The sequence below is a fragment of the Aeromicrobium sp. genome, from assembly GCF_032084975.1.
In the GTDB taxonomy this organism is placed as follows: domain Bacteria; phylum Actinomycetota; class Actinomycetes; order Propionibacteriales; family Nocardioidaceae; genus Aeromicrobium.
In genome coordinates this window covers 69,088-92,114 of sequence record NZ_DAMDLR010000003.1, presented here as the reverse complement: position 1 = coordinate 92,114, position 23,027 = coordinate 69,088, and the positions used below count along the sequence as shown (strand labels likewise).

Below are 23,027 nucleotides of genomic sequence, written 5' to 3'. Positions count from 1 at the left end.
GCCGCAAGCGCATGGCGCGCGACGCGATCGACGGGGTCCTGCTCGACCTGCTGTCGTTCCAGCGTGACGTGCTCGCCGTCCAGCTGCGCGCCGGCGTCGACCCGATCAACGCCGACGTGGCCTCCGACATCGCCACGATGGCCGCCCGCACGACCCCCGAGCGCACGATCGAGGCGATCGACGCGATCGTCGCCTGCCGCGAGGCGCTCCAGGCCAACGCCGCGCCCCAGCTGGCGCTCGAACACATGATGTCGAGGTTCCTGGCATGAAGAGGCTTCTCATCGCCGCGCTGGCCGCGGTCGTCGCCCTCGCCCTGGTGGCCGGTGCCGTCAGCGCCGTGTTCCTGGTCGACCGCGGCGCACCCGATCCCGAGCCGACGGGCGAGCCGGGGCCTGCCGGCCTCGCGCGGTTCTACACGCAGGACGTCGAGTGGACCGACTGCCGCGACGCCCGGTGCACCACCGTCGAGGTGCCCGTCGACTACGAGGACCCCGAGGGCGAGACCCTGCGCCTGGCCGTCCGTCGCGTGCCGGCGAAGGGCGACGGTGGCTCGGCGATCTTCACGAACCCCGGGGGTCCCGGGGGAGCGGCCCAGCGCTTCGCGGGGTACATCGCCGCGTCCCTGCCCGATGACCTTCGCCGCACGCACGACGTGGTCGGCGTCGACCCGCGCGGCATCGGCGCCAGCCGGCCGCTCGAGTGCCTGTCCGACGAGCAGTTCGACGCCTTCATCGACACCGATCCCGATCCCGACGACGCGGCCGGCATCGCGGCGTTGGGCGAGTCCGTGCGCGACATGGGACTGGCCTGCGAGAAGAACTCCGGCGCGCTCGCGGCCCATGTCTCCACCGAGGAGACCGCGCGCGACCACGATGTCGTCCGTGCGGTTCTCGGACAGGACGAGATGAACTGGTTCGGCTTCTCCTACGGCACCCAGCTGGGTGCCACGTATGCCGAGCTGTTCCCGGACAAGGTCGGCCGGATGGTGCTCGACGGCGCCGTGGACGTGACCCTCAGTGCCGGGGAGCAGGGTCTCGGTCAGGCCGGCGGTTTCCAGCAGGCGCTCGAGGCCTACCTCGCGTCCTGCGTCGACCAGGACTCGTGTCCCGTCGGGACGTCGGTGGACGAGGCCTCGGCCACCATCTCGAAGCTGATGGCCGACCTCAGCGCGAAGCCGCTCGAGGCGTCCGACGATCGACTGCTCACGCAGGGCCGGGCCTTCTACGGCATCGCGATGTCGCTGTACTCGCAGGACACGTGGCCGCTGCTCACGACGGCGCTCAAGGGTTTGGTCGCGGGTGACCCCAGCGTGATGCTGACCCTCAGCGACGCCTACTTCGAGCGCCAGAAGGACGGCTCGTTCGACAACAACTCGGGTCAGGCCATCTATGCGGTGAACTGCCTCGACGAGGACGACGCCCCCGACGCGGACGAGACGAAGGCGCTCATCCCGCGGTTCCGCCAGGTGTCACCGGTCTTCGGCGCCGCGCTGGGCTGGGGCGTCATGGCCTGCCACGACTGGCCGATCGAGGCGCTGCACCCGCAGCAGGCCGTGCGCGCCGAGGGCGCCCCGCCGATCCTCGTCGTGGGCACGACCCGCGACCCCGCGACGCCGTACGCGTGGTCCGAGGCGATGGCCGAGCAGCTCGAGTCCGGCGTCCTGCTGACGCGCGAGGGCGACGGCCACACGGCCTACACGTCGGGCAACGAGTGCATCCAGGACGCGGTGAACGAGTACTTCATGTCCGGCAAGGTCCCGAAGGACGGCACCGTCTGCAAGGAGTGAGCCTCGGCAGCCGAAGGTCAGTCGCGGATCGCCTCGTGGTGGCGGATGACCTCGCTGATGATGAAGTTCAGGAACTTCTCCGCGAACGCCGGGTCGAGGTCGGCCTCGAGGGCCTTCTGACGCAGGCGGTCGATCTGGCGGGCCTCGCGGCTCGGGTCCGCCGGAGGCAGGTCATGGTCGGCCTTCAGCCGTCCCACCCGCTTGGTGCACTTGAAGCGCTCTGCGAGCAGGTGCACCAAGGCGGCATCGATGTTGTCGATGCTGGATCGGATGTCATCGAGCTCGGCCCGGGTCGCTTCGTCCACGGCCCTGATCATACGGGTGGGGGCCGGGTTTCCCGCTCGGCGTCGAGACCCGGTATAGTCCACTCTGGTTCGGCGGGCGATCCTCGTCGAATCGCGCCGCCTTAGCTCAGTCGGTAGAGCATCTCACTCGTAATGAGAAGGTCGTCAGTTCGATTCTGACAGGCGGCTCCATCGAAATCGTTGCCATGGCGCGGAATCCTGCACTCGCAGGATCCGCGCCTTCGTCGTTCTCCGTGGCCGTGACGTCCAACGCTGGCGCTGGCACGGCCCCGCCCTTGAGGGGATTGTTCGTGGTCGCTTCTACAGGTCCTGGAATCCTCCCCAGCATCTGTGAAGACACCGGCCTGCGGTGCCAGCGCCCCACGCGGCATCGCGTGAGGTCCGGGCGAAACTCGCCCTGGTCCCGGCCCTCACTGCATTCCCGCCGATTCCGGCGCGCGTGCGTGCAGTGCCATCAACGTGGGGGCTGCCGAGCACCGGACCACCCCACCCGACACACATCGAGTGGGGTGGGTTTGTCGTCCGTGCCCGCTCAGGCTCCCCGGCGGAAGCGCCGCGCGATCAGTGTGGCCGTGCGGTGGAGATGTTCGACGAGAAGCTCGGGCCGAGTGCCTGATTCCCACGTGACGGCGACAGACGCGTCGATGCCGGCGGCGAGGATGGGAACGGCGATCGACGAGAAACCGAGCGTCACTTCGCCCTCCTCCGTGGCGTAGCCGCGACGGCGCGTCTCGGTCAGCACGCGGCGCAACTCGGTGGGCGACCGCGGCCCGAGTCCGGTACGGGTCACGAACGGCTCACGCGACGGGTAGAGGGCGCGCAGTTGCTCGGGCCGCAACCAGGCCAGGATCGCCCGGCCCGAGGCGGTTAGGTGGGCCGGGAGCCGCACACCCACTTCGGTCACGAGGCGGGGGCGGCCCGGCGCCCGCTCCTCCACGACGTACAGCACGTCCGATCCGTGCAGCATCGTCAGGTGGGCAGACTCCCCGACACTGTCGACCAGCCGGGCCAGTGGGACGCGGGCGATACGCGCGAGCGGCTCCTGCCGCGCGAAACCGTGCCCCACCTCCCACGCTGCCACGCCGATGCCCCACGCACGGTCGTCCACGTAGTGCACGACGAAGTCCTCGTCCTCCATCGCGGTGAGCAGGTGGTACGCCGAGGAGCGCGGCAGGCCGACGGCGGCGGCGATCCGGGTCGCCGACACCGGCTCGGCCTGAGCCGACAGGAACTTCAGTACGCGCAGGGCGCCGGTGGCCGCGGGTACCGGGCGGGACATGGGTGAAGTATCTCGTATCCGAGACACGTATCCGGTTTTCCCTCTCGCGCCGCGATTCGTGCGAGGCGTGCAATGGACGCATGACGATCTCGATCGGGCGCGGGGCGCTGACCATCGACGAGGTGGTCGCTGTCGCGAGGTGCGGCGCGACCGTCGCATTGGCGGCCGATGCCGCCGAAGCGATCGAGAAGTCGCGGATGTGGGTCGACGAGCTCGCCGCCTCCGACGACGCCGTCTACGGGATCTCGACCGGATTCGGCGCCCTGGCCACCCGGCACATCGCACCGGACCGGCGTACGCAGCTGCAGAAGAGCCTCATCCGCTCGCACGCCGCAGGCACCGGACCACTGGTCGAGACCGAAGTGGTCCGAGCGCTGATGCTGCTGCGCCTGTCCACGCTGGCCAAGGGTCACTCCGGCGTCCGGCTCGGCACGGCCGAGGCGTACGCGGACCTGTTGAATGCCGGACTCACGCCCGTGGTGCGCGAGTTCGGCAGCCTGGGCTGTTCCGGCGACCTGGCGCCGCTGGCGCACTGTGCGCTCGCGGTCATGGGAGAGGGCGAGGTCGTCGACCGCGACGGCACGGTCCTGCCCGCCGGCCGGGCGCTCGAGGCTCACGGCCTGCGGCCGGTTGAGCTGGCCGAGAAGGAGGGACTGGCCCTGATCAACGGCACCGACGGGATGCTCGGCATGCTCGCGTTGGCCCTCACCGACCTCGGGCGGCTGCTCGACACCGCCGACGTCGCCGCCGCGATGAGCATCGAGGGCCTCCTGGGTACCGACCGGGTGCTCGCAGCCGACCTGCAGGCGCTCCGTCCCCAGGTCGGCCAGGCGAGAGCCGCCCACCACATGGCCGACCTGCTGGCCGGGTCGCCGATCGTGGCCAGCCACCGCCACGGCGACGGCCGGGTACAGGACGCCTACTCGCTGCGCTGCGCCCCGCAGGTGCACGGCGCCGCGCGGGACACCGTCGACCACGCGGCCACCATCGCGGCCCGCGAGCTTGCCGCCGCGATCGACAACCCCTCGGTCCTGGCCGACGGCCGGATCGAGTCGCACGGCAACTTCCACGGCGCTCCTCTCGCCTACGTCCTGGACTTCCTGGCGATCCCGGTGGCGGACGTCGCCAGCATGAGCGAACGACGCACCGACCGCTTCCTCGATGCCGCGCGCAGCCAGGGCCTGCCCCCGTTCCTGGCGGACGACCCCGGCGTCGACTCCGGCCACATGATCGCCCAGTACACGCAGGCGGCGATGGTGTCCGAGCTCAAGCGCCTCGCCGTCCCCGCCAGTGTGGACTCGATCCCCTCCAGCGCCATGCAGGAGGACCACGTCTCGATGGGATGGTCGTCGGCGCGCAAGCTGCGCACGGCCGTCGACCTGCTCACCCGCGTCCTCGCGATCGAGATCATCACCGCCGCCCGCGGGATCGAGTTGCGGGCACCGCTGCAACCCGGACCGGCCACCGGCGCCGTCATCGCGATGCTGCGCGAGCACGTCGCGGGCCCCGGGCCCGACCGCTTCCTGTCACCCGAGCTGGAGATCGCCACGGCACTCGTCCGCGACGGCTCCCTGCTCGTCGCCGCCCACGCCTCGACCCACGGAGATGCCCCATGACCCGACCGACCCGTCCGAGCGTGCGCGCGGCGCGCGGCACCCAGCTGACCGCCCGCTCCTGGCAGACCGAGGCGCCCCTGCGGATGCTGATGAACAACCTCGATCCCGAGGTGGCCGAACGCCCCGAAGACCTCGTCGTCTACGGCGGCACGGGACGGGCGGCCCGCAGTTGGGAGGCCTACGACGCGATCGTCCGCACCTTGGAGACTCTGGCCGACGACGAGACGCTGCTGGTGCAGTCCGGAAAGCCGGTCGGGGTGTTCCGCACCCACGAGTGGGCGCCACGCGTACTGATCGCCAACTCCAACCTGGTCGGCGACTGGGCCACCTGGCCGGAGTTCCGCCGGCTGGAGGCCGAGGGCCTGACCATGTACGGGCAGATGACCGCCGGATCATGGATCTACATCGGCACCCAGGGCATTCTGCAGGGCACGTACGAGACGTTCGGGGCCGTGGCGCGGAAGCGCTTCGACGGCACCCTCGCCGGCACGCTGACCCTCACTGCCGGTGCGGGCGGCATGGGTGGCGCACAGCCCTTGGCCGTCACCATGAACGAGGGCGCCGTGCTCGTGGTCGACGTCGACGAGTCACGGCTCGAACGCCGGGTGAAGCACGGCTACCTCGACGAGTACTTCAGCGATCTCGACACGGCCGTCGAGCGAGCCGTCGAGGCGAAGCAGCAGCGTCGCGCCCGATCGGTCGGCGTCGTCGGGAACGCCGCCACGGTCTTCACCGAGCTGCTGCAGCGGGGGACGCCGATCGACATCGTCACCGACCAGACCAGCGCCCACGACCCGCTGAGCTACCTGCCCGAGGGCATCTCCGTCGCCGACTGGCACGCCGAGGCAGCGCGTGACCCGGAGGGCTTCACCGAGCGGGCGCGCGCCTCGATGGCCAAGCACGTCAGGGCGATGGTGGGCTTCCTCGATGCGGGCGCCGAGGTGTTCGACTACGGCAACTCGATCCGCGAGGAGGCGCGCCTCGGCGGCTTCGACCGGGCGTTCGCCTTCCCGGGCTTCGTCCCGGCGTACATCCGGCCGCTGTTCTGCGAGGGCAAGGGCCCGTTCCGCTGGGCGGCACTCTCGGGCGACCCGGCCGACATCGCCGCCACGGACCGCGCGATCCTCGAGTTGTTCCCGCACGACCAGCACCTCGCGCGGTGGATCACGCAGGCGCAGGAGAAGGTGCACTTCGAGGGCCTGCCCGCGCGGATCTGCTGGCTCGGCTACCAGGAGCGGCACTTGGCCGGTCTGAAGTTCAACGCGATGGTGGCCTCGGGTGAGCTCAGTGCCCCCGTCGTGATCGGCCGCGACCACCTCGACTCGGGCTCGGTCGCCTCGCCGTACCGCGAGACCGAGGCGATGGCCGACGGCTCCGACGCGATCGCAGACTGGCCGTTGTTGAACGCGCTGCTGAACACCGCCTCGGGTGCCACGTGGGTGTCGCTGCACCACGGTGGCGGCGTGGGCATCGGTCGCTCGATCCACGCCGGACAGGTGATCGTCGCCGATGGCACCGAGCTGGCTGCGCAGAAGATCGAGCGCGTGCTGGTCAACGACCCCGGCACCGGTGTCATGCGGCACGTCGATGCTGGCTACGAGCGCGCGGTCGAGGTTGCCGCCGAGTGTGGCGTGCGGATCCCCATGCGGGAGGGCTGATGCTCGACGCCATCGCCGGCATCGGCCGCGACGGACGCACGGGTGGTTACCGCCGGTTCGCCTGGAGTGACGCCGACATGGCGCTGCGGGAGTGGTTCGCCGGCGAGGCGGCCAGCAGGGGGATGGACGTGGTCGAGGACGGCAACGGCAATCAGCTGGCGTGGTGGGGACACGGCTCCGACGCCGTGTTGATCGGCTCGCACCTCGACTCCGTCCCCGACGGCGGAGCCTTCGACGGCCCATTGGGAGTGGTGTCGTCATTCGCCGCGATCGACCGGCTGCGGGCGCAGGGGGCGAGCCCGGCACGTCCGGTCGTCGTGGGCAACTTCGCCGACGAGGAGGGAGCCCGGTTCGGCATCGCGTGCGCCGGGTCCCAACTCGCCGCCGGCCGTCTGTCCGCCGATCGAGCCCTCGCCCAGACCGACCTGGACGGCAGGACGATGGCCGAAGTGATGGTGGCCCGGGGCCGTGACCCGCGGACCGTCGGCCCGGCTGGCTGGCTGGCCGACATCGGGACGTTCGTGGAGCTGCACGTCGAACAGGGCCGGTCGCTGGTGCACTCCGGCGATGCGGTGGGGGTGGCCACCGCGATCTGGCCACACGGACGCTGGCGACTCGACTTCTGCGGCGAGGCGAACCACGCGGGAGCCACGCTGATGTCCGATCGCCGCGACCCGATGCTCGCCTACGCTGCCACGGCGCTCGCGGCCCGAGATGTTGCGGTGGAGGCCGCGGCGCGGGCAACCTTCGGTCGTTTGTCGGTGGATCCGGGCGGTACCAACGCGATCGCCTCACGGGTCACGGCCTGGCTGGATGCGCGCGCCACCGACGAGGACCAGCTCACCACGCTCGTGGACCGGATCGCCTCGGTCGCGCGGGAGGCGGCGGACTCCGACGGCGTGACGGTGGAGGTGGCGGCCGAGTCGGTGAGCACCGCCGTGGAGTTCGACGTTCCCCTGCGGAACCGCCTCGCCGCCGTGCTCGACGCGCCCCTGCTGCCGACGGCCGCGGGCCACGACGCGGGCGTGCTCAGTGCGCTGGTGCCGACGGCCATGCTGTTCGTCCGCAACCCCACCGGTGTCTCGCACTCGCCGCACGAGTGGGCCGAGGACGCCGACTGCGACGCTGGCGTCGACGCCCTCGTCACCGTGCTCCGGGAGCTGGCGTGAACAGCTCAGACCCGGCCGAGGTCCCGGCGTTCGCGAACTGTCACAGCCATGTCTTCCACCGGGCGCTGCGAGGCCGGGTCACGGGCGCCGGCTCCTTCTGGGCCTGGCGACGCCAGATGTACGACCTCGCCGCCGTGCTCGATCCGGACCTGCTGTTCGAGCTCGCCGCCGCGACCTATGCCGAGATGCACCTGGCGGGGATTCGCGCGGTGGGGGAGTTCCACTACCTGCACCACGGCCCGGACGGCCGTCCTTACGCCGACCCGAACGCGATGTCGGAAGCGCTGATCGCCGCGGCTCGGGAGGCGCGGGTCCGGCTCGCGCTGCTCGACACCTGTTACCTCGCGTCGGGGTTCGGCGAGCCGCCGCAGGGGGTTCAGGTGCGCTTCAGCGACGGTGACGCCGAACGGTGGGCGACTCGGGTCGAGTCGCTGGCGGCCCGGTGTGCCGGGTCCACCGACATCGTGGTCGGCGCCGCGATCCACTCGGTCCGAGCGGTGCCGGGCGACCAACTGAAGATCGTCGCCGAGGCGTTTCCGCAGGCCCCGTTGCACGTCCACGTCTCGGAGCAGCCAGCCGAGAACGAGGCCTGTCTTGCTGCCACCGGCAGGACACCGGTCCAGCTGCTCGACGAGGCGGGCGCGTGGACTGACCGCACCACGGCGGTGCATGCGACGCACCTCACCGGCCGTGACATCGAGACTCTCGGGAACGCGAGGTCGTTCGTCTGCTTCTGCCCCACCACCGAGGCCGAGCTGGCCGACGGGATCGGCCCGTCGGTGGTCCTGCGCGAGGCCGGTGCCCGACTGACGCTCGGCTCGGACAGCAACACGGTGATCGATCCGTTCGCCGAGGCGCGCGGCGTCGAGATGCACGAGCGGCTTCGGTCGGGCATGCGCGGTGCGTGGTCGTCCGAGCAGCTGTGGCGGGCCGCCACCACGGACGGCCACGTCTCCCTCGGCTTCGACGATCCGGACCCGATCCGGCTGGACGCGTCGGTGCGCACCGCCGGTGTGCAGGAACCGCTGTGGGCGGCCACGGCCGCGGATGTCCTCCCCGACCCCGGCGCAGGCCACGACCCGGGCGAGGTCGCGGCTCGGCTCGCCCGGGCGATCGACACCTGCTGGGAGCGCGCATGACGTCCCTCGCGTTGACCGGGATCGGCGAGCTCGTGACGTGGGACGACGCGCGCCCGGTCCTGAACGACGCAGCGCTGGTGATCGACGACGGCCGGGTCGTGTGGAGCGGCTCGGCCACTCAGACACCTGCCGCGGACGAGGCACGCGATGTCGGCGGTCGTGCCGTCATCCCGGGCTTCGTCGACTCCCATGCCCACCTGGTCTTCGCTGGCGACCGCGCGGCCGAATTCGAGGCCCGGATGACGGGTGAGGCGTACTCGGCGGGCGGCATCCGCACCACGGTCGAGGCCACGCGCGGGGCATCGGACGAGCAGTTGCGGGCGAACGTGCGCCGACTCGTGACCGAGATGCGCCGCCATGGCACGACGACCGTCGAGATCAAGAGCGGCTACGGGCTGACCGCGCACGACGAGGCCCGCTCGCTCGCCGTGGCGCGCGAGTTCACCGACGAGACCACGTTCCTCGGTGCCCACGTCACCCCGACCGGTACCGCCGCCAGCGACTATGTCGACCTCGTCACGGGCGAGATGCTCGATGCCTGTGCTCCCGACGCGCGCTGGATCGACGTCTTCTGCGAGGACGGGGCCTTCGGTGCCGACGAGGCGCGCACCGTCCTCGAGGCCGGGATGGCAGCGGGACTGCTGCCGCGGATCCACGCCAACCAGCTCGGCCCGGGTCCGGGAGTGCAGCTCGCCGTCGAACTCGGCGCGGCCGCGGCCGACCACTGCACCTTCCTGTCCGACGCGGACGTCGACGCGCTGGCGGGATCGGCGACCGTGGCGGGCCTGTTGCCGGGTGTTGAGTTCTCGACGCGCCAGCCCTTTCCGGACGGACGACGGCTGATCGACGCCGGCGTCACCGTGGCGATCGCGACGGACTGCAACCCGGGCAGCTCCTACACGTCGTCGATGCCGTTCTGCATCGCCGTGGCGGTGCGGGAGATGGGCCTGTCGCCGCGGGAGGCGCTGTGGGCGGCGACGATGGGAGGCGCGAGGTCACTGCGCCGCGACGAGGTCGGCCACCTGCGGGTGGGAGCGCGGGCCGATTACGTCGTGCTGGATGCTCCGTCGTCGGTGCACCTGGCCTACCGTCCGGGAGTCCAGCTGGTCCTGTGACCCCGCCTCAGCTGAAGGCGCCGAACTCCTTGATCGAGTAGCCGTACCGGGTGGCCCGCTCGACGCCCTGCATCCGCACGAACCGCGCGGAGGTCGCCGGGAAGGTCACGGTGTCGAGTCCGCCGTTGCCGGCGCCCACCACGGCGACGTCGCGCCAGCGTCGGCCGTCGAGCGAGGTCTGCACGCGGTACTGCCGCGCGTGGGCGCTCTCCCACTCGATGGTGACCTTGCGGACCGGCCGCACGGACAGGAACTCGACCTGGAACCAGGCGTCGTCCTGGCCGTACTTGCTGGCCCACCGCGTGGAGTCCTTGCCGTCGATCGCGCGACCGGGCTTGAGGTTCTGCAGCAGGTTCCACTCGGTGGAGCTGGCCGTGGCGATGGACTCGCGCGCCAGGTTCGCCCCGGGAGCGAACTCCGCGGTCGCGCCCCATGTCCGCAGGTACGACTCGGATCCGGCGGCGAGGTCGTCGTCGATGGCCGTGCCGCCGAGCTTCTTCACGCTCTCGATCCAGTCCGGGACGAGCCCGTAGTGGGGGACGCCCTCGGCGTTGTAGTCCCACGTGCGCTCACCAGTGACCTGCTGGTCGAAGACCGTGCCGTCGCGCGCCGTGAACGGGTACGAGATCTTGGCCGCGTCGGCCGGCGGAGCGGCCGTGCCACCGAAGCCGTTCATGTCGGTGCCGTAGCCGTACGCGACGCCGTACTTGTCACGCAACGGCTTCGTCTCGCGCCACTGGTCGACGAACTCGGTCGCCGTGTGGCCGTACTGGGTCGCGAACCCGCCCAGTGCGTACAGCCGCTCCATGTACGAGTCCGACATCCAGTCGTGGCTGGAGACGGCTCCGGGGTAGGCCTCGGCCTCGAGGATGTCGAGCGCCCGTCCGGCCGCCTTCGCGCTCATGTGGTCGAGCTCGACGATCATGTTCCGCTCGATCATCCCGCGGAGCGCGTACTCGCCCAGGGCGGTGAGGCCACGTGGGTTGCAGTGCGGTCCCTTCGGATACACCGGCAGGACGGCGGGCACGTTGGGCAGGCTCGCCAGCTCGCTGGGCAGGACGCCGCCGATCACGGTGTTGTCGGGCACCTCGCCCTCGCGGCACGTCTTGGGGTTCCACCACGTGCCGGTCGTGATGAACTGGCCCAGGTTCACCAGCAGGCCGGTCGTCTCCTCGTCGTACCGCACGCCGCACAGGGCGTTGTCGAACTTGTGGCACAGGAACATGCTCGTGACGCCCTGGGACTTCATCTCGTCCAGGCCGCGGTCGATGTCCGCCTTCGTGCACCGGGGCGCGCCGAGCACCTGCTTGCAGCCGAACGGCTCGGAGACCTCGACGCCCAGGACGATCGCCATCTTGCCGTCGGCGACGACCTGGCGGGCCTCCTGTGGGGTGCGGACCACGCGATACCAGCCGCGGCCGGGGCCGCCGTACTGGCGATCGATGAACGCCTCGAGGTCGTACGTCGCCTTGATCTGCCGGCGGACGGTGTCCATGTCGTCGCAGCTGTACTTGTTGGGACCGGCGAGCACGCCCAGGATCGGGCACAGGCCGGGGTTCGACACCATGTCGTTGACCATGATCCGCTGGCCGCCGCGCCACGCGCGCTCGACCCACTTGTAGTACATCTGCTGGTGCGTCAGCGACGAGTAGCTGGGCCAGTCCTTGAACGTCGGCCAGCCGACGGTGTCGTGCGGGTCCAGGGGGCCGCGGCCCGCCGCGGAGTTGGTCAGGTTCTCCAGCAGCGAGTTCTGGTGCCGATCGCAGTCCTTGAGGGCGTCAGCGATCCCCTTCTCGCTCCAGGTCGACCCGCACACCGCGTTCCCGCCCATGCCCAGGTCCATGAACATGTGGGTGTGGGCGTCGATGTAGCCCGTGACGGTGCCGTCGGGGTTCGCGCCGCGGTCCGGCTCGCCGGTGGCGTTCACCTCGGACTCGGGGCTGGGCGTCGACTCGGGCACCCACCAGCCGCTCTCGGCAGAGGCTCCCGATCCGGTCGCCAGCACCACCGTCGTGAGTGCCGCGATGACCGCTGCTTTCAGTGCGCGTCTCATGTGTCCCCCCGGTCCCATGTGTTGCTCTGGACTGTAAGCCGTCCCTGCCCGAGGTGCAACGGTCAGTTACACAGGTCAGCGCGGGGGTCGAGCGCGCTCGAGGCGCAGCAGCGCCTCCTCGAGGACCTCGGGTCGTTTGCAGAAGGCCCAGCGGACGAGGGTTCGCCCGGGGTTCGACCCGTCCGGCCGGTCGTCGTGGAAGACCTGGTGCGGGATCGCGACGACCCCGGCCGCCTCCGGCAGGGCCCGGCAGAACTCGAGCCCGTCGGTGTGGCCCCACCCGGTGATGTCCGTCGCCGCGAAATAGGTGCCCTCGGGGACGAACACCTCGAGGCCGACCCGAGCCAGGCCGTCGCAGAGCAGGTCACGCCGTCGCCACAGTCCCGTGGTGAGCTCGCGGTAGAAGTCGTCCGGCAGGTCCAGTGCCTCGGCCACCGCGTGCTGGAACGGTGCGCCGGACGTGTAGCTGAGGAACTGCTTCGCGCCGAAGACCGAGTCCAGCAGGTCGGCGGGCCCGGTCGCCCAGCCGACCTTCCAGCCCGTGAGCGAGAAGGTCTTGCCGGCGCTGCTGATCGTGACGGTCCGCTCGGCCATGCCCGGCAGCGTCGCGATCGGCACGTGTGGGACGCCGAACGTCAGGTGCTCGTAGACCTCGTCGCTGATCACCACGAGGTCGTGCTCGATCGCGACGTCCGCGATCGCCTGGAGCTCGTCGCGCGTCAGGACCGTGCCCGTGGGGTTGTGAGGGGTGTTCAGCATGATCGTCGTCGTGCGCTCGGTGATCGCGGCCCGGAGCTCGTCGACCGGCAGCCGGAAGTCCGGCGCGCGCAGCGTGACCCGGCGGTGCCGTCCGCCCGCCATCTGGATGACCGCCCGGTACGAGTCGTAGTAGGGCTCGAGGACCAGCACGTCGTCGCCGGGATCGACCAGCCCGAGGATCGCGCTGGCGATCGCCTCCGTCGCGCCCGTGGAGACCATCACCTCGCGGTCGGGATCGAGCTCGATGCCGTGGAACCGGCGCTGGTGGCGGGCGATCGCCTCGCGCAGTGCGGGGATGCCGCGTCCGGGCGGGTACTGGTTGTGCCCCGCGGTGATGGCGCGCCGGGCCGCTTCCAACACGACCTCCGGGCCGTCCTCGTCGGGGAAGCCCTGGCCGAGGTTGACCGCTGCGGTTCGCGTCGCCCGTTCGGCCATCTCGGCGAAGATCGTGACGCCGAGTCCGGCGAGGCGAGCGCTGCTGTGCTTCACGACTCGACCCTAGCCGCGCGCGACGGGGAGGTGCTGAGGACAGAGGTCGGCCCGCCGTTCTCGGGGGGTGAAACGGCGGGCCGATGGCATGCTCTGCGGCTCCGAGGAGCCGTCCTGAACTGCCCCTTCAGCATACAGGCGGCGTCCTCGGCCCGGCAGGGAAATGGTCAAGATCTACGTCACACTCGTCTCACCGGCACCGCGACGCGTATCTCCCCTCGGTCCGCTCCGCCGCCCAGGTTTCGCCCGAGGCTGGACAATGGGTGTCATGACCGCCACGACGCCCGCCCGCTCGCGCGGGTCGCGCCTCCTGCTCGTCATCGGCCTCGTGCTCGTCCTCGTCGGGGTCGCGATCCTGGGCTGGTTCGGCTGGCAGTTCTGGGGCACGAACGTCGTGGCCCAGCGCGAGCACGACCGGATCCGCACCGAGCTGATCGAGCAGTGGGAGTCGAAGGAGCCGGTCAAGCAGAAGAAGATCGCCGGTGTCGGACTGTTGCGGATCCCGCGGTTCGGCGACGACTTCGAGGTGCCGATCCTCAACGGAGACGACGACGCGACCCTCACCAAGGGGGTGGGTCGCTACCTCGAGGGTGCGAAGCCGGGACGAGTCGGCAACCTGGTCCTGTCCGGTCACCGGGTCACGCACGGCGAGCCGTTCCGCGACTTCCTCGAGCTGCGCGCCGGGGACGAGGTCGTGGTCGAGACGCGGACGCACGTCCTGACCTACCGCCTGCGCCAGGACGGCGACGAGATCCGCGTGCCCTTCACGACCTCGTGGCCGCTGTGGCCCGTCCCGGACCCCGAGGCCGGCGGCGAGGAGCCCACCGAGCGACTCATCACGCTCGTGACCTGCTCGGAGATCTTCCGCACCGACGACCGCAACGTCGTCGTCGGCGCACTCGAGTCGGCCGAGCGCAAGTCGGCTGCCGGGTGACAGTTTCCCCGGTTAAGTAGGTTCTCTGGCACTTCTCGAGGATCGCAACCCTCGTGAAGTGAGGGGAAACCTACTTAACCGGGGAAACCGTCACCGCCCTAGGCTGGCGGCGTGCACGACTACCAGCGCCGCTTCATCGAGTTCGCCCTCTCGCACGACGTCCTGCGCTTCGGCGAGTTCACGCTGAAGTCGGGTCGGGTCTCGCCGTACTTCTTCAACGCCGGCAGCTTCGACACGGGCGCCCGCCTGGCCGCACTGGGTGGCTTCTACGCCGACGCGATCGCGCAGGCCGAGATCGAGTTCGACGTCCTGCTCGGCCCGGCGTACAAGGGGATCCCGCTGGCGGCCGCCACCGCGGTCCGGCTGCACGAGTCCCACGCGCGCGACGTGCCGTGGTGCTTCAACCGCAAGGAGGCGAAGGATCACGGCGAGGGCGGCCTGTTCGTCGGCGCCGAGCCTCGTGGCCGGCTGCTCGTGATCGACGACGTCATCACGGCCGGCACGGCCATCCGCGAGGTCATCGCCCTGGTCGACGGGCTCGACGCGACCGTCGCCGGTGTCGTGGTCGCCGTCGACCGGCGCGAGCGGGGGAGCGGAGAGCTCTCGGCGATCCAGGAGGTCGAGCGCGACCACGGGATCACCGTCACCTCCATCGTCAGCTTCGACGACATCATCGAGTACCTCGAGGAGACCGGCCGGTTCGCCGAGCACCTGCCTGCCGTCCGCGCCTACCGCGAGACGTACGGAGTGGCGTGACCGTCGGCCCCTGGCCGGGACCGTGGCCCGACGACGCGCGCTTTGACCCCGAGCTGCTGCGTGAGGGCGATGCCCGCAACGTCGTCGACCGGTATCGCTACTGGACGGTCGAGGCGATCGTCGCCGACCTGGACCGGCAGCGGCACGGCCTTCACGTCGCGATCGAGAACTGGCAGCACGACTTCAACATCGGCTCGATCGTCCGCACGGCTAACGCGTTCAACGCCGCCGGCGTCCACATCATCGGCAAGCGACGCTGGAACCGCCGTGGGGCGATGGTGACCGACCGCTACGTCCACGTCCACCACCACCCGGACGCCACCGCGTTCGTCGAGTGGACGACCGCCCAGGGCCTGGCCGTCGTCGGCGTCGACAACCTGCCCGGCGCTGTCCCGCTCGAGACGACGAGCCTGCCGCGCGACACCGTCCTGGTCTTCGGTCAGGAGGGTCCCGGCCTGACCGAGGAGGTCGCGCAGGCATGCGACCTGATGGTCGCGATCGCCCAGTTCGGGTCGACGCGCTCGATCAACGCCGGTGCGGCCGCGGCCATCGCGATGCACGCCTGGATCCGTGAGCATGCCGACCTGTCGTCGGTGGGATACTGACCGCAACCCGAGTTCCCACACAGGAGGACCCATGCCCGTCGCCACTCCCGAGGTCTACGCCGAGATGCTCGACAAGGCGAAGAACGACTCCTTCGCCTACCCCGCGATCAACGTGTCGTCGTCGCAGACGCTGAACGCCGCCCTCGCCGGCTTCGCCGAGGCGGGCAGTGACGGGATCATCCAGGTCTCCACGGGCGGTGCCGAGTACTTCTCCGGGCCCACCGTCAAGAACATGGTCTCGGGCTCGCTGGCCTTCGCCGCCTTCGCGCAGGAGGTCGCCAAGAAGTACCCGATCAACGTCGCGCTGCACACCGACCACTGCCCGAAGGACAAGCTCGACGGCTTCGTCCGCCCGCTGCTGGACGCCTCGGCCGAGCGCGTGAGGAACGGCGGGCTGCCGTACTTCCAGTCGCACATGTGGGACGGCTCGGCCGTGCCGCTGGAGGAGAACCTGCAGATCGCCGAGGAGCTGCTCGCCCGGGCGCACGCGGCGAACATCATCCTCGAGGTCGAGATCGGTGTCGTCGGCGGCGAGGAGGACGGCGTCGAGGCCGAGATCAACGACAAGCTCTACACGACGCCCGAGGACGCGATCGCCACCGTCGAGGCCCTGGGCTTCGGCGAGAAGGGCCGCTACCTGACGGCGCTGACGTTCGGCAACGTGCACGGCGTCTACAAGCCCGGCAACGTCAAGCTCCGTCCCGAGGTGCTCAAGGCTGCGCAGGACGCCGTCGCCGAGCGGTTCGGCAAGGAGCGTGCGTTCGACTTCGTGTTCCACGGCGGCTCGGGCTCGCTGCCCGAGGAGATCAGCGCCGCGGTGGACTACGGCGTCGTCAAGATGAACGTCGACACCGACACGCAGTACGCGTTCACCCGCCCCGTCGCGGGCCACATGCTGCAGAACTACGACGGCGTCCTCAAGGTCGACGGCGAGGTGGGCAACAAGAAGGCCTACGACCCGCGCGCCTGGGGCAAGGCCGCCGAGGCCGGCATGGCCGCACGGGTGGTCGAGGCCTGCCAGAACCTGCGCAGCGCCGGCACGCACTGATCCACTCACCGGCGGCGGGGGCGACCGGATCGCTCCCGCCGCCGGCGTCCGTGCGGGCCACGGAACGTGCCGCAGGACACTGTCCAGATCCGGTCGCAGGCAGCCCGAGTGGCCTGTCCGGCCAGTAGGATCTGGCGGGAACCGGGAGACCGTGCCCGGCCAGAAGGGGGACCCACATGTCCAAGATCGTCGTGACCGGCGTCGACAACTCGCCCACCGCGGCCGCCGCCGCCCACAAGGCCGCGGGGCTCGCCGCAGCGTTGGGTGCGCGCCTGCACATCCTGTCGGCGTACGGCAGCTTCGAGGCCGAGCGGATCAACGTCGGCCAAGAAGAGATCTTGGTGACCAACGAGCGGACCGCCGAAGGCGTCGCGCATGACGTCTTCCTGCAGATCCGCAAGGAGTTCCCCGACCTCGAGCTGACCTTCGCCCCGGCCGAGGGAACGCCCGGCGAGGCGCTGGTCAAGGCCGCCACGGACCTGGACGCCGACGTCATCGTGGTCGGCAACAAGCGTGTGCAGGGCGTTGCGCGCATCCTGGGCAGCATCGCCCGCTACGTCGCAGCGCACGCGCCGTGCGACGTCTACGTCGCGCACACGCACCAGCGCTCCTGATCCTCGCGCGGCCGGCTCACCGTCGTCCCCGGGCCGCGGGGCCACCGCCTAGGCTCGGGGCATGACGAACCTCCTGGGAGAGCCGCCCGAGACCCTGCTGCCCACCGATCCCGGCGCCGAGCTGCTGGAGATGGGCGAGGCGCCCGACGAGGTCGCCCGTCGTCATCCCGACTCCACCCTCGCGTGGGCGCGGCTGGCCGACGCCGCCCTGGCCCAGGGCCGCGACATCGAGGCGTACGCGTTCGCGCGCACGGCCTACCACCGCTCCTTGGACTCGTTGCGCCGCAACGGCTGGCGAGGCCACGGACCCGTGCCGTGGGGGCACGAGCCGAACCGTGGCTTCCTGCACGCGCTGGCGGCCTTGGCCTCCACGAGCGAGCGACTCGGTGACGTCGAGGAGGCGCACCGCTGCCGCGAGTTCCTGCGTGAGTCCAGTCGCGAGGGCTACGACGCGCTCGTGGGGTGACGCTCAGCCCGGCAGGCGCATCGCCAGGCCGCCGTCGAGGACCTGCCAACGGTGCTCGCCGGCCGGGTCGGTGAGCTCGCCGTCGGTGGTGCACCGCATGTGCTCGCCCTTGACGTGGACCGAGGTCGCCCGCGCGTAGTGGACGAAGTCCTGGTCGGGGTGTGTCCCGCGCCGCAGGTGCAGCGCGTACAGGATCCGGCGGGTCGTCGAGGCCGCGAAGGCCACGGCGACATCCATCTTCCCGTCGTCGACGACAGCGCGCGGCAGCAGCTCGCCGCCTCCGCCGACGAAGCGCCCGTTGCCGACCGCGACCTGGGCGACGTGCCCGTCGATCTGGTCGTTGTCGATGGTGATGCGCGCGTGGGCGCTGCGGGTGAACAGGGTGGACAAGGCCCCGACGGCGTAGGCCAGGGGGCCGAGGAACTTCTTGAACGGCTCGGCGCGGGCGGCCGCCTCCGCGCCGATCCCGACGTGGGCCGCGTTCACCACGACCATCCCGGAGCCGTTCAGGATCAGGTCGATCCGGCGGACCTCGCCGCGCAGCAGCGCGTGCGCGGCGTCCAACGGGTCCTCGGGCAGCTCCAGCGTGCGGGCGAAGTCGTTGCCGGTGCCCAGGGGCACGAGGGCCACCGGGGTGTCGGGCAGCCGGTCGGCGTCGTGCAGCGCTTGGACGACGGCGTGCAGGCTGCCGTCGCCACCCATCGTGACGACGAGGTCGACGTCCGGGTGCTCGGCGAGCGTCTCGGCCAGGTGGTCGGGGTTCTGTGTGGCGACGTGCGTCACCTCGGCCGTCCCCCGCAAGATGGCGAGCGCGGCGGCGATCGTCTCCTCGTCGGAGGAGCCGGCGGAGGCGTTGCTGATCGCGAGCCAGGTCTGCACGGGCCTGACGCTACCGCGCGAGCGCCCCTCGCAGGAGGTCGGACGCGTAGGTGAAGAAGCGGTCGACGTTCTCGACGGCGGTCGGCGTCTGCGGCACGCTGCACATCACGTACAGCTCGGTCGGGGTCCGGTTGACCCACACGTTGACGTCGTCGTCGTGGCCCTGGCCCGTCGTGCCGTGGAACCGGTCCTGGGCCCACTTCTCCTGGCCCGGGATCATGCGACCGTCGAGGTACGACACGATCGACGGCCGGTGCGTGCCCTCGACCGCGAAACCGAAGGCCTCCTTCATGATCTCGACGACCCGCAGTGCGGGGACCGGCTCGCAGACGCGGGCCTCGCGGAACTTGCGCCGGACCTCGCGCGCGAGGTCGAACAGTCCGTCGTCGGGCCCGACCGGGATGTGGATGGGCAGGACGTTGACCATCCACCCCATGGTCGGCAGCAGGTCGGGGGTCGTGCGGGTGGCGACGGGGTTGAGGAACCGGTAGGCCGACCGTCCGGCCAGGTCGCGTGCCGCCATCGCCAGGGCGGCGTAGACGACGGCCGGGAACGTGGCCTGCTCGTCCTTGGCGATGGCCTCGAGCCGGTCGCACTCCTCGCCCGTGAGGATGTCGTACGACATCGGGATCAGCCAGAACCGCTCGCCCTCGGGGATGCCGAGGTCCATCGGGAAGCCGTCCTTCTCGCCGGCGCCGTCCATCGCGTAGTCGGCCCAGAACTGCATGGCCGGGTGCTCGATGTCGTACTGCTGCGCGTCCTCGCGCTCCTGCTGGGCGAAGGTCATGTACCCCGTCACGGGCGGCAGCACGGCCGGCGTCCCGCCGGTCTCGGCGGCGTACAGCGCGGACAGCTCCATGTAGGCCAGCAGCACGCTGAAGCCGTCGCCGTAGCAATGGTCCAGGGCGCAGAAGATGGTCGAGCGACCGGCGCCGGAGATGCCGGCCAGCGCGTACCCCAGGTTGTCGACGGGGTCGACCGCGGCGCTGAAGTGCTCGAGCAGCACGCGGTTGACCTCGGGCCCGGGGTGGGAGCCGAGCGGCGTCATCGTCAGGCTGAGGTCCTCGGGCGCGATGGCGTGGCGCGTCATCTCGCGGTCGGTGTCCTGCGGGTCCTCGCGGAACGTGCCCCACATGACCTCGTGGCGGCGCACCCACGTCGTGGCGGCCCGGTGGAACGCGTCGACGTCGAGTTCGCCGGGGACGTCGAAGCACAGGCCGAGCCAGTTCGCGTCGGCCGAGCCGGCGCGCTCCATCGCCCGGCGCAGGCGCACGTGCTGGTCCTGCATGTACGAGGGGCGGTGGTCGTTGACGGGGGCCTGGGCCACCAGGGCGAGGGACTGCTCGGACGGCCGGAGCAGGAACACCTCGCCGTCGATCGTGTCGAGCTCCTCGATGCGACTCATCTTCATCGGGTGGCCTCCACCGGGTCGTTCACCTGGCGGGTGACCGCCACCATCTGCTCGCGCATGCGGGTCATGACGCGGTCGAGCCACTCGGTGCACGGCGGGGTGTCCGGTGCGCGGTGGGCCAGTTCCGTGCCATAGGGCATCAGGTTGATGTAGATGTGCATCTCGTCGCTGGGCTCGACCTCGCCGAGGAACACGGTCGAGTCCATCTCGGCCCAGTCGTCGCGGCCGGGGCAGTGGCGCGAGTCCAGGAACGACAGGACCGTGGCGGGGCGCATGCTGGTGCCGAGCAGCTGGTTGGCCAGCGGCAGCGGCACGGTCTCGGCGGTGCGCCCGAACTGCCAGGCCTCGGCGGTGCGGCGGATGATCTCCAGCAGCGGCAGGTCGCGGCCCAGGTCGACGGTCACCGGGACGACGCCCGAGAACCAGCCGATCGCCTCGTGCCACTCCGGTCGGTACCGGTTGTGGGTGGACATGAGGAGCGTGAGGCGGTCGTCGTCCTCCTCGGCGACCATCGCGCGCAGCAGCACGGCCGTGTACGTGAGCGCCGGCGGGACACCGTGCCGGTCGCCCCAGTCGCGGAAGGCGGCGCTCAGCTGCGGACCGGCGAAGGTGGGGAACCGCAGCCGGTGGTGGATCTCGTCGCCTCGGCGAACGCCGGTGGCGCGCGGCAGTCCCGGCAGGTTGCCGCTCGGGTCCGCGGCGCGGCGCCACGGCTCGAGGGCGGGATCCTCGGCGGTGATCGAGTCCTGGATCTCGCGCTGCTCGAGCGCGAAGTCGACGTAGCTGCCGACCTGCGCGGGCAGGGGCGCGTGGTTGAGCTCGGCCTCGAGGTGCTGCTTCAGCTCGCCCATCGTCAGGTAGGCGCTGTAGCCGTCGAAGCTCACGTGGTCGAAGGCGGCGAAGGCCGTCATGTCGCCGTGCTCGTCCGTCACCGTCACGACCGTCGCGGCCGGCCAGGAGAGCGGCCCGGTGCGGTCGTCCAGCTCGGCCATGACCGTGTCGAAGGCGCCCTCGCGGGTGGCGTGGTGACCCAGGTGGCGGGGCTGGAAGCCGATCAGCTCGGGCTCGACGATGCGACGCTCGAAGCTGCCGTCGTCGCGGCGGACGAACATGCAGCGCAGGCTCTCGTGCCGGGCGCAGAAGCGGCGCAGTGCGCCCGCGAAGGAGTCGAAGTCCGCCGCGTGCAACGTGGCGCGCAGGCCGATCCACGGGTTGACCTCGTCGTCGAGCTCGCGCGGCTCGCCGGCCACCTCGAGGCGGCGCTGTTGGTCGGGAGTCACGGGCCGGGGGTCGGGCGCAGTCGTGGCGAAGGCACGCAGCGTCGAGGACCGCGGCACCCACAGGTGGACGTCACCCGCGGGAACGAGAGTCTGGCGATGCGGATGCATGAGGTCTCCTTCCAGTGCGGCCGCGCGTGCTCAGGAGAGCATCTGCAACTCACCGTTACACGAGCAGTTACACGGAGGCTACAACACTTTGGCGTGACGTCGATCACGCTCGGGGAACTCGTTCATCTGCCTGATTTTCGTGCGATTCGCGCACCGGGCCCGTGACGGCCGCAAGGTGCCACGCTCGTTCTCGCTAGGATTGACGAGCACGAGCCCGCCTGGCGGGCTTTCCGTCTGAGAGGGGTGACCCATGCCCGCAGTCGTGATCGTCGGCGCCCAGTGGGGCGACGAGGGCAAGGGCAAGGCCACCGACCTGCTCGGCAGCCGTGTCGACTACGTCGTGAAGTTCAACGGCGGGAACAACGCCGGGCACACGGTCGTGATCGGCGACGAGAAGTACGCGCTGCACCTGTTGCCCAGCGGCATCCTGTCGCCGGGCTGCGTCCCGGTGATCGGCAACGGCGTCGTGATCGACCTCGACGTGCTGTTCCAGGAGATCGATGGGCTGAACGAGCGCGGGATCGACACGTCCCGGCTCCTGGTCAGCGCCAACGCGCACATCATCGCCGACTACAACCGCACGCTCGACAAGGTCAACGAGCGCTTCCTCGGCAGCCGCAAGATCGGCACGACCGGCCGCGGCATCGGTCCCACGTACGCCGACAAGATGAACCGCCTCGGCATCCGCATCCAGGACCTGTTCGACGAGAAGATCCTGCGCGCCAAGGTCGAGGGCGCCCTCGACCTCAAGAACCAGATCCTCACGAAGGTCTACAACCGCCGGGCCGTCGAGGTCGACGAGATCCTCGAGTCACTCCTGGGGCACGTCGACCGGCTCCGGCCTCTCGTCGCCGACACCACGCTCGTGCTGCACGACGCCCTGCGCGAGGACAAGACCGTCCTGCTGGAGGCCGGCCAGGCCACGCTGCTCGACGTCGACCACGGCACGTACCCCTTCGTCACCAGCTCGTCCGCCACGACCGGCGGCGCCTGCACGGGGTCGGGCATCGCGCCCACCGAGATCACCCGCGTGATCGGCATCGTGAAGGCGTACGCCACGCGCGTCGGTGAAGGTCCGTTCCCGACGGAGCTGTTCGACGACGACGGCGAGCGCCTGCGCACGAACGGCGGCGAGTTCGGCACCACGACGGGACGCCCGCGCCGCTGTGGCTGGTACGACGCGCCCGTCGCGCGCTACGCGGCCCGGATCAACGGAGTCACGGACTACGTGATGACGAAGCTCGACGTGCTCACCGGCTTCGAGCAGATCCCCGTGTGCGTCGCCTACGACGTCGACGGCGAGCGGGTCGACGAGATGCCGATGACCCAGACGGGCTTCCACCACGCGAAGCCGATCTACGAGTACTTCCCGGGCTGGACCGAGGACATCAGCGGTGCGCGCGAGTTCGGCGACCTGCCGGCGAACGCGCAGGCGTACGTGCGCGAGATCGAGGCCATCAGCGGATCGCGGATCAGCGCCGTCGGCGTGGGCCCCGACCGCGAGGAGACGGTCGTCCTGCACGACCTGCTCTGACCTGACCACTGGCACATACGGGGG

21 protein-coding genes and 1 tRNA gene are annotated in these 23,027 nt (G+C 70.7%); 15 read left to right on the top strand and 7 right to left on the bottom strand.

Annotation, left to right across the window (positions count from 1 at the left end):
- Both RT323_RS01605 and RT323_RS01600 read left to right on the top strand, forming a co-directional pair.
- On the top strand, positions 1-269 hold a 269-nt coding region (locus RT323_RS01605), incomplete at its 5' end, for a DNA polymerase III subunit delta' C-terminal domain-containing protein (protein WP_313404420.1).
- Positions 266-1,786 carry an alpha/beta hydrolase gene (locus tag RT323_RS01600; protein WP_313404418.1) on the top strand — a complete coding sequence of 507 codons (1,521 nt, stop codon included), beginning with the start codon at positions 266-268 and terminating at the stop codon, positions 1,784-1,786. The genes RT323_RS01605 and RT323_RS01600, both read left to right, overlap by 4 nt.
- 17 nt (positions 1,787-1,803) lie before the next feature.
- Here the strand turns inward: RT323_RS01600 and RT323_RS01595 are convergent, their stop codons facing one another.
- A complete protein-coding gene (locus RT323_RS01595; protein ID WP_313404416.1) occupies positions 1,804-2,103 on the bottom strand; it encodes a chorismate mutase in 300 nt (99 codons plus the stop codon).
- 83 nt (positions 2,104-2,186) lie between these two features.
- On the opposite strand from RT323_RS01595, the gene RT323_RS01590 reads away from it, so the two are divergent.
- Positions 2,187-2,262, top strand: a tRNA-Thr gene (locus RT323_RS01590).
- A gap of 361 nt (positions 2,263-2,623) precedes the next feature.
- Here RT323_RS01590 and RT323_RS01585 read toward each other — a convergent pair.
- The gene (locus tag RT323_RS01585) at positions 2,624-3,370 is read right to left on the bottom strand and encodes an IclR family transcriptional regulator (RefSeq protein WP_313404415.1); all 747 of its coding nucleotides are present in this window, start codon (positions 3,368-3,370) and stop codon (positions 2,624-2,626) included.
- Positions 3,371-3,450: 80 nt separating this feature from the next.
- Between RT323_RS01585 and hutH the strand changes: the two genes are divergently transcribed.
- The 5 genes from hutH to hutI are packed head-to-tail and all read left to right on the top strand — an operon-like array spanning position 3,451 to position 10,067.
- Positions 3,451-4,986 (top strand): histidine ammonia-lyase, encoded by a 1,536-nt coding sequence (gene hutH, locus RT323_RS01580; RefSeq protein WP_313404414.1) that lies wholly within the window; start codon positions 3,451-3,453, stop codon positions 4,984-4,986.
- The gene (gene hutU, locus RT323_RS01575) at positions 4,983-6,644 is read left to right on the top strand and encodes a urocanate hydratase (RefSeq protein ID WP_313404413.1); all 1,662 of its coding nucleotides are present in this window, start codon (positions 4,983-4,985) and stop codon (positions 6,642-6,644) included. Before hutH ends, hutU begins: the two co-directional genes overlap by 4 nt.
- Entirely contained in the window at positions 6,644-7,813 is a 1,170-nt protein-coding gene (locus RT323_RS01570; RefSeq protein WP_313404412.1) for an allantoate amidohydrolase, read from the top strand. Before hutU ends, RT323_RS01570 begins: the two co-directional genes overlap by 1 nt.
- Positions 7,810-8,952, top strand: coding sequence for a formimidoylglutamate deiminase (locus RT323_RS01565; RefSeq protein WP_313404411.1), 1,143 nt, complete (start codon positions 7,810-7,812; stop codon positions 8,950-8,952). The genes RT323_RS01570 and RT323_RS01565 overlap by 4 nt, the downstream gene beginning before the upstream one ends.
- A complete protein-coding gene (gene hutI, locus RT323_RS01560; RefSeq protein ID WP_313404410.1) occupies positions 8,949-10,067 on the top strand; it encodes an imidazolonepropionase in 1,119 nt (372 codons plus the stop codon). The genes RT323_RS01565 and hutI overlap by 4 nt, the downstream gene beginning before the upstream one ends.
- A 7-nt stretch (positions 10,068-10,074) precedes the next feature.
- Here hutI and RT323_RS01555 read toward each other — a convergent pair whose 3' ends face one another.
- Complete coding sequence (locus RT323_RS01555) at positions 10,075-12,120, bottom strand: discoidin domain-containing protein (RefSeq protein WP_313404409.1); 2,046 nt, start codon at positions 12,118-12,120, stop codon at positions 10,075-10,077.
- A gap of 75 nt (positions 12,121-12,195) precedes the next feature.
- Entirely contained in the window at positions 12,196-13,368 is a 1,173-nt protein-coding gene (locus RT323_RS01550; RefSeq protein WP_313404408.1) for a pyridoxal phosphate-dependent aminotransferase, read from the bottom strand.
- Positions 13,369-13,636: 268 nt separating this feature from the next.
- Between RT323_RS01550 and RT323_RS01545 the strand changes: the two genes are divergently transcribed.
- The 6 genes from RT323_RS01545 (at position 13,637) to RT323_RS01520 (ending at position 17,791) form a co-directional block, all read left to right on the top strand.
- On the top strand, positions 13,637-14,302 hold the full coding sequence (locus RT323_RS01545; protein ID WP_313404406.1) for a class E sortase: 666 nt from the start codon (positions 13,637-13,639) through the stop codon (positions 14,300-14,302).
- Between the two features lie 111 nt (positions 14,303-14,413).
- Positions 14,414-15,058 carry an orotate phosphoribosyltransferase gene (gene pyrE / locus RT323_RS01540; protein WP_313404404.1) on the top strand — a complete coding sequence of 215 codons (645 nt, stop codon included), beginning with the start codon at positions 14,414-14,416 and terminating at the stop codon, positions 15,056-15,058.
- Positions 15,055-15,663 (top strand): TrmH family RNA methyltransferase, encoded by a 609-nt coding sequence (locus tag RT323_RS01535; protein ID WP_313404403.1) that lies wholly within the window; start codon positions 15,055-15,057, stop codon positions 15,661-15,663. Before pyrE ends, RT323_RS01535 begins: the two co-directional genes overlap by 4 nt.
- Positions 15,664-15,694: 31 nt before the next feature.
- The gene (gene fbaA / locus RT323_RS01530; protein ID WP_313404402.1) at positions 15,695-16,711 is read left to right on the top strand and encodes a class II fructose-bisphosphate aldolase; all 1,017 of its coding nucleotides are present in this window, start codon (positions 15,695-15,697) and stop codon (positions 16,709-16,711) included.
- A 176-nt stretch (positions 16,712-16,887) separates the two neighbouring features.
- The gene (locus RT323_RS01525) at positions 16,888-17,325 is read left to right on the top strand and encodes a universal stress protein (protein ID WP_313404401.1); all 438 of its coding nucleotides are present in this window, start codon (positions 16,888-16,890) and stop codon (positions 17,323-17,325) included.
- 61 nt (positions 17,326-17,386) lie between these two features.
- A complete protein-coding gene (locus RT323_RS01520; RefSeq protein WP_313404400.1) occupies positions 17,387-17,791 on the top strand; it encodes a DUF3151 domain-containing protein in 405 nt (134 codons plus the stop codon).
- A gap of 3 nt (positions 17,792-17,794) precedes the next feature.
- Here RT323_RS01520 and RT323_RS01515 read toward each other — a convergent pair whose 3' ends face one another.
- Genes RT323_RS01515 through RT323_RS01505 form a run of 3 tightly spaced genes read right to left on the bottom strand, consistent with a single transcriptional unit; the run spans position 17,795 to position 21,469 of the window.
- On the bottom strand, positions 17,795-18,670 hold the full coding sequence (locus tag RT323_RS01515) for a YegS/Rv2252/BmrU family lipid kinase (protein WP_313404399.1): 876 nt from the start codon (positions 18,668-18,670) through the stop codon (positions 17,795-17,797).
- A gap of 10 nt (positions 18,671-18,680) precedes the next feature.
- A complete protein-coding gene (locus tag RT323_RS01510) occupies positions 18,681-20,081 on the bottom strand; it encodes a condensation domain-containing protein (RefSeq protein ID WP_313404398.1) in 1,401 nt (466 codons plus the stop codon).
- A complete protein-coding gene (locus RT323_RS01505; RefSeq protein WP_313404397.1) occupies positions 20,078-21,469 on the bottom strand; it encodes a condensation domain-containing protein in 1,392 nt (463 codons plus the stop codon). Before RT323_RS01505 ends, RT323_RS01510 begins: the two co-directional genes overlap by 4 nt.
- Positions 21,470-21,719: 250 nt before the next feature.
- Between RT323_RS01505 and RT323_RS01500 the strand changes: the two genes are divergently transcribed.
- Positions 21,720-23,003, top strand: coding sequence for an adenylosuccinate synthase (locus RT323_RS01500; protein WP_313404396.1), 1,284 nt, complete (start codon positions 21,720-21,722; stop codon positions 23,001-23,003).
- Positions 23,004-23,027 lie beyond the last annotated feature (24 nt).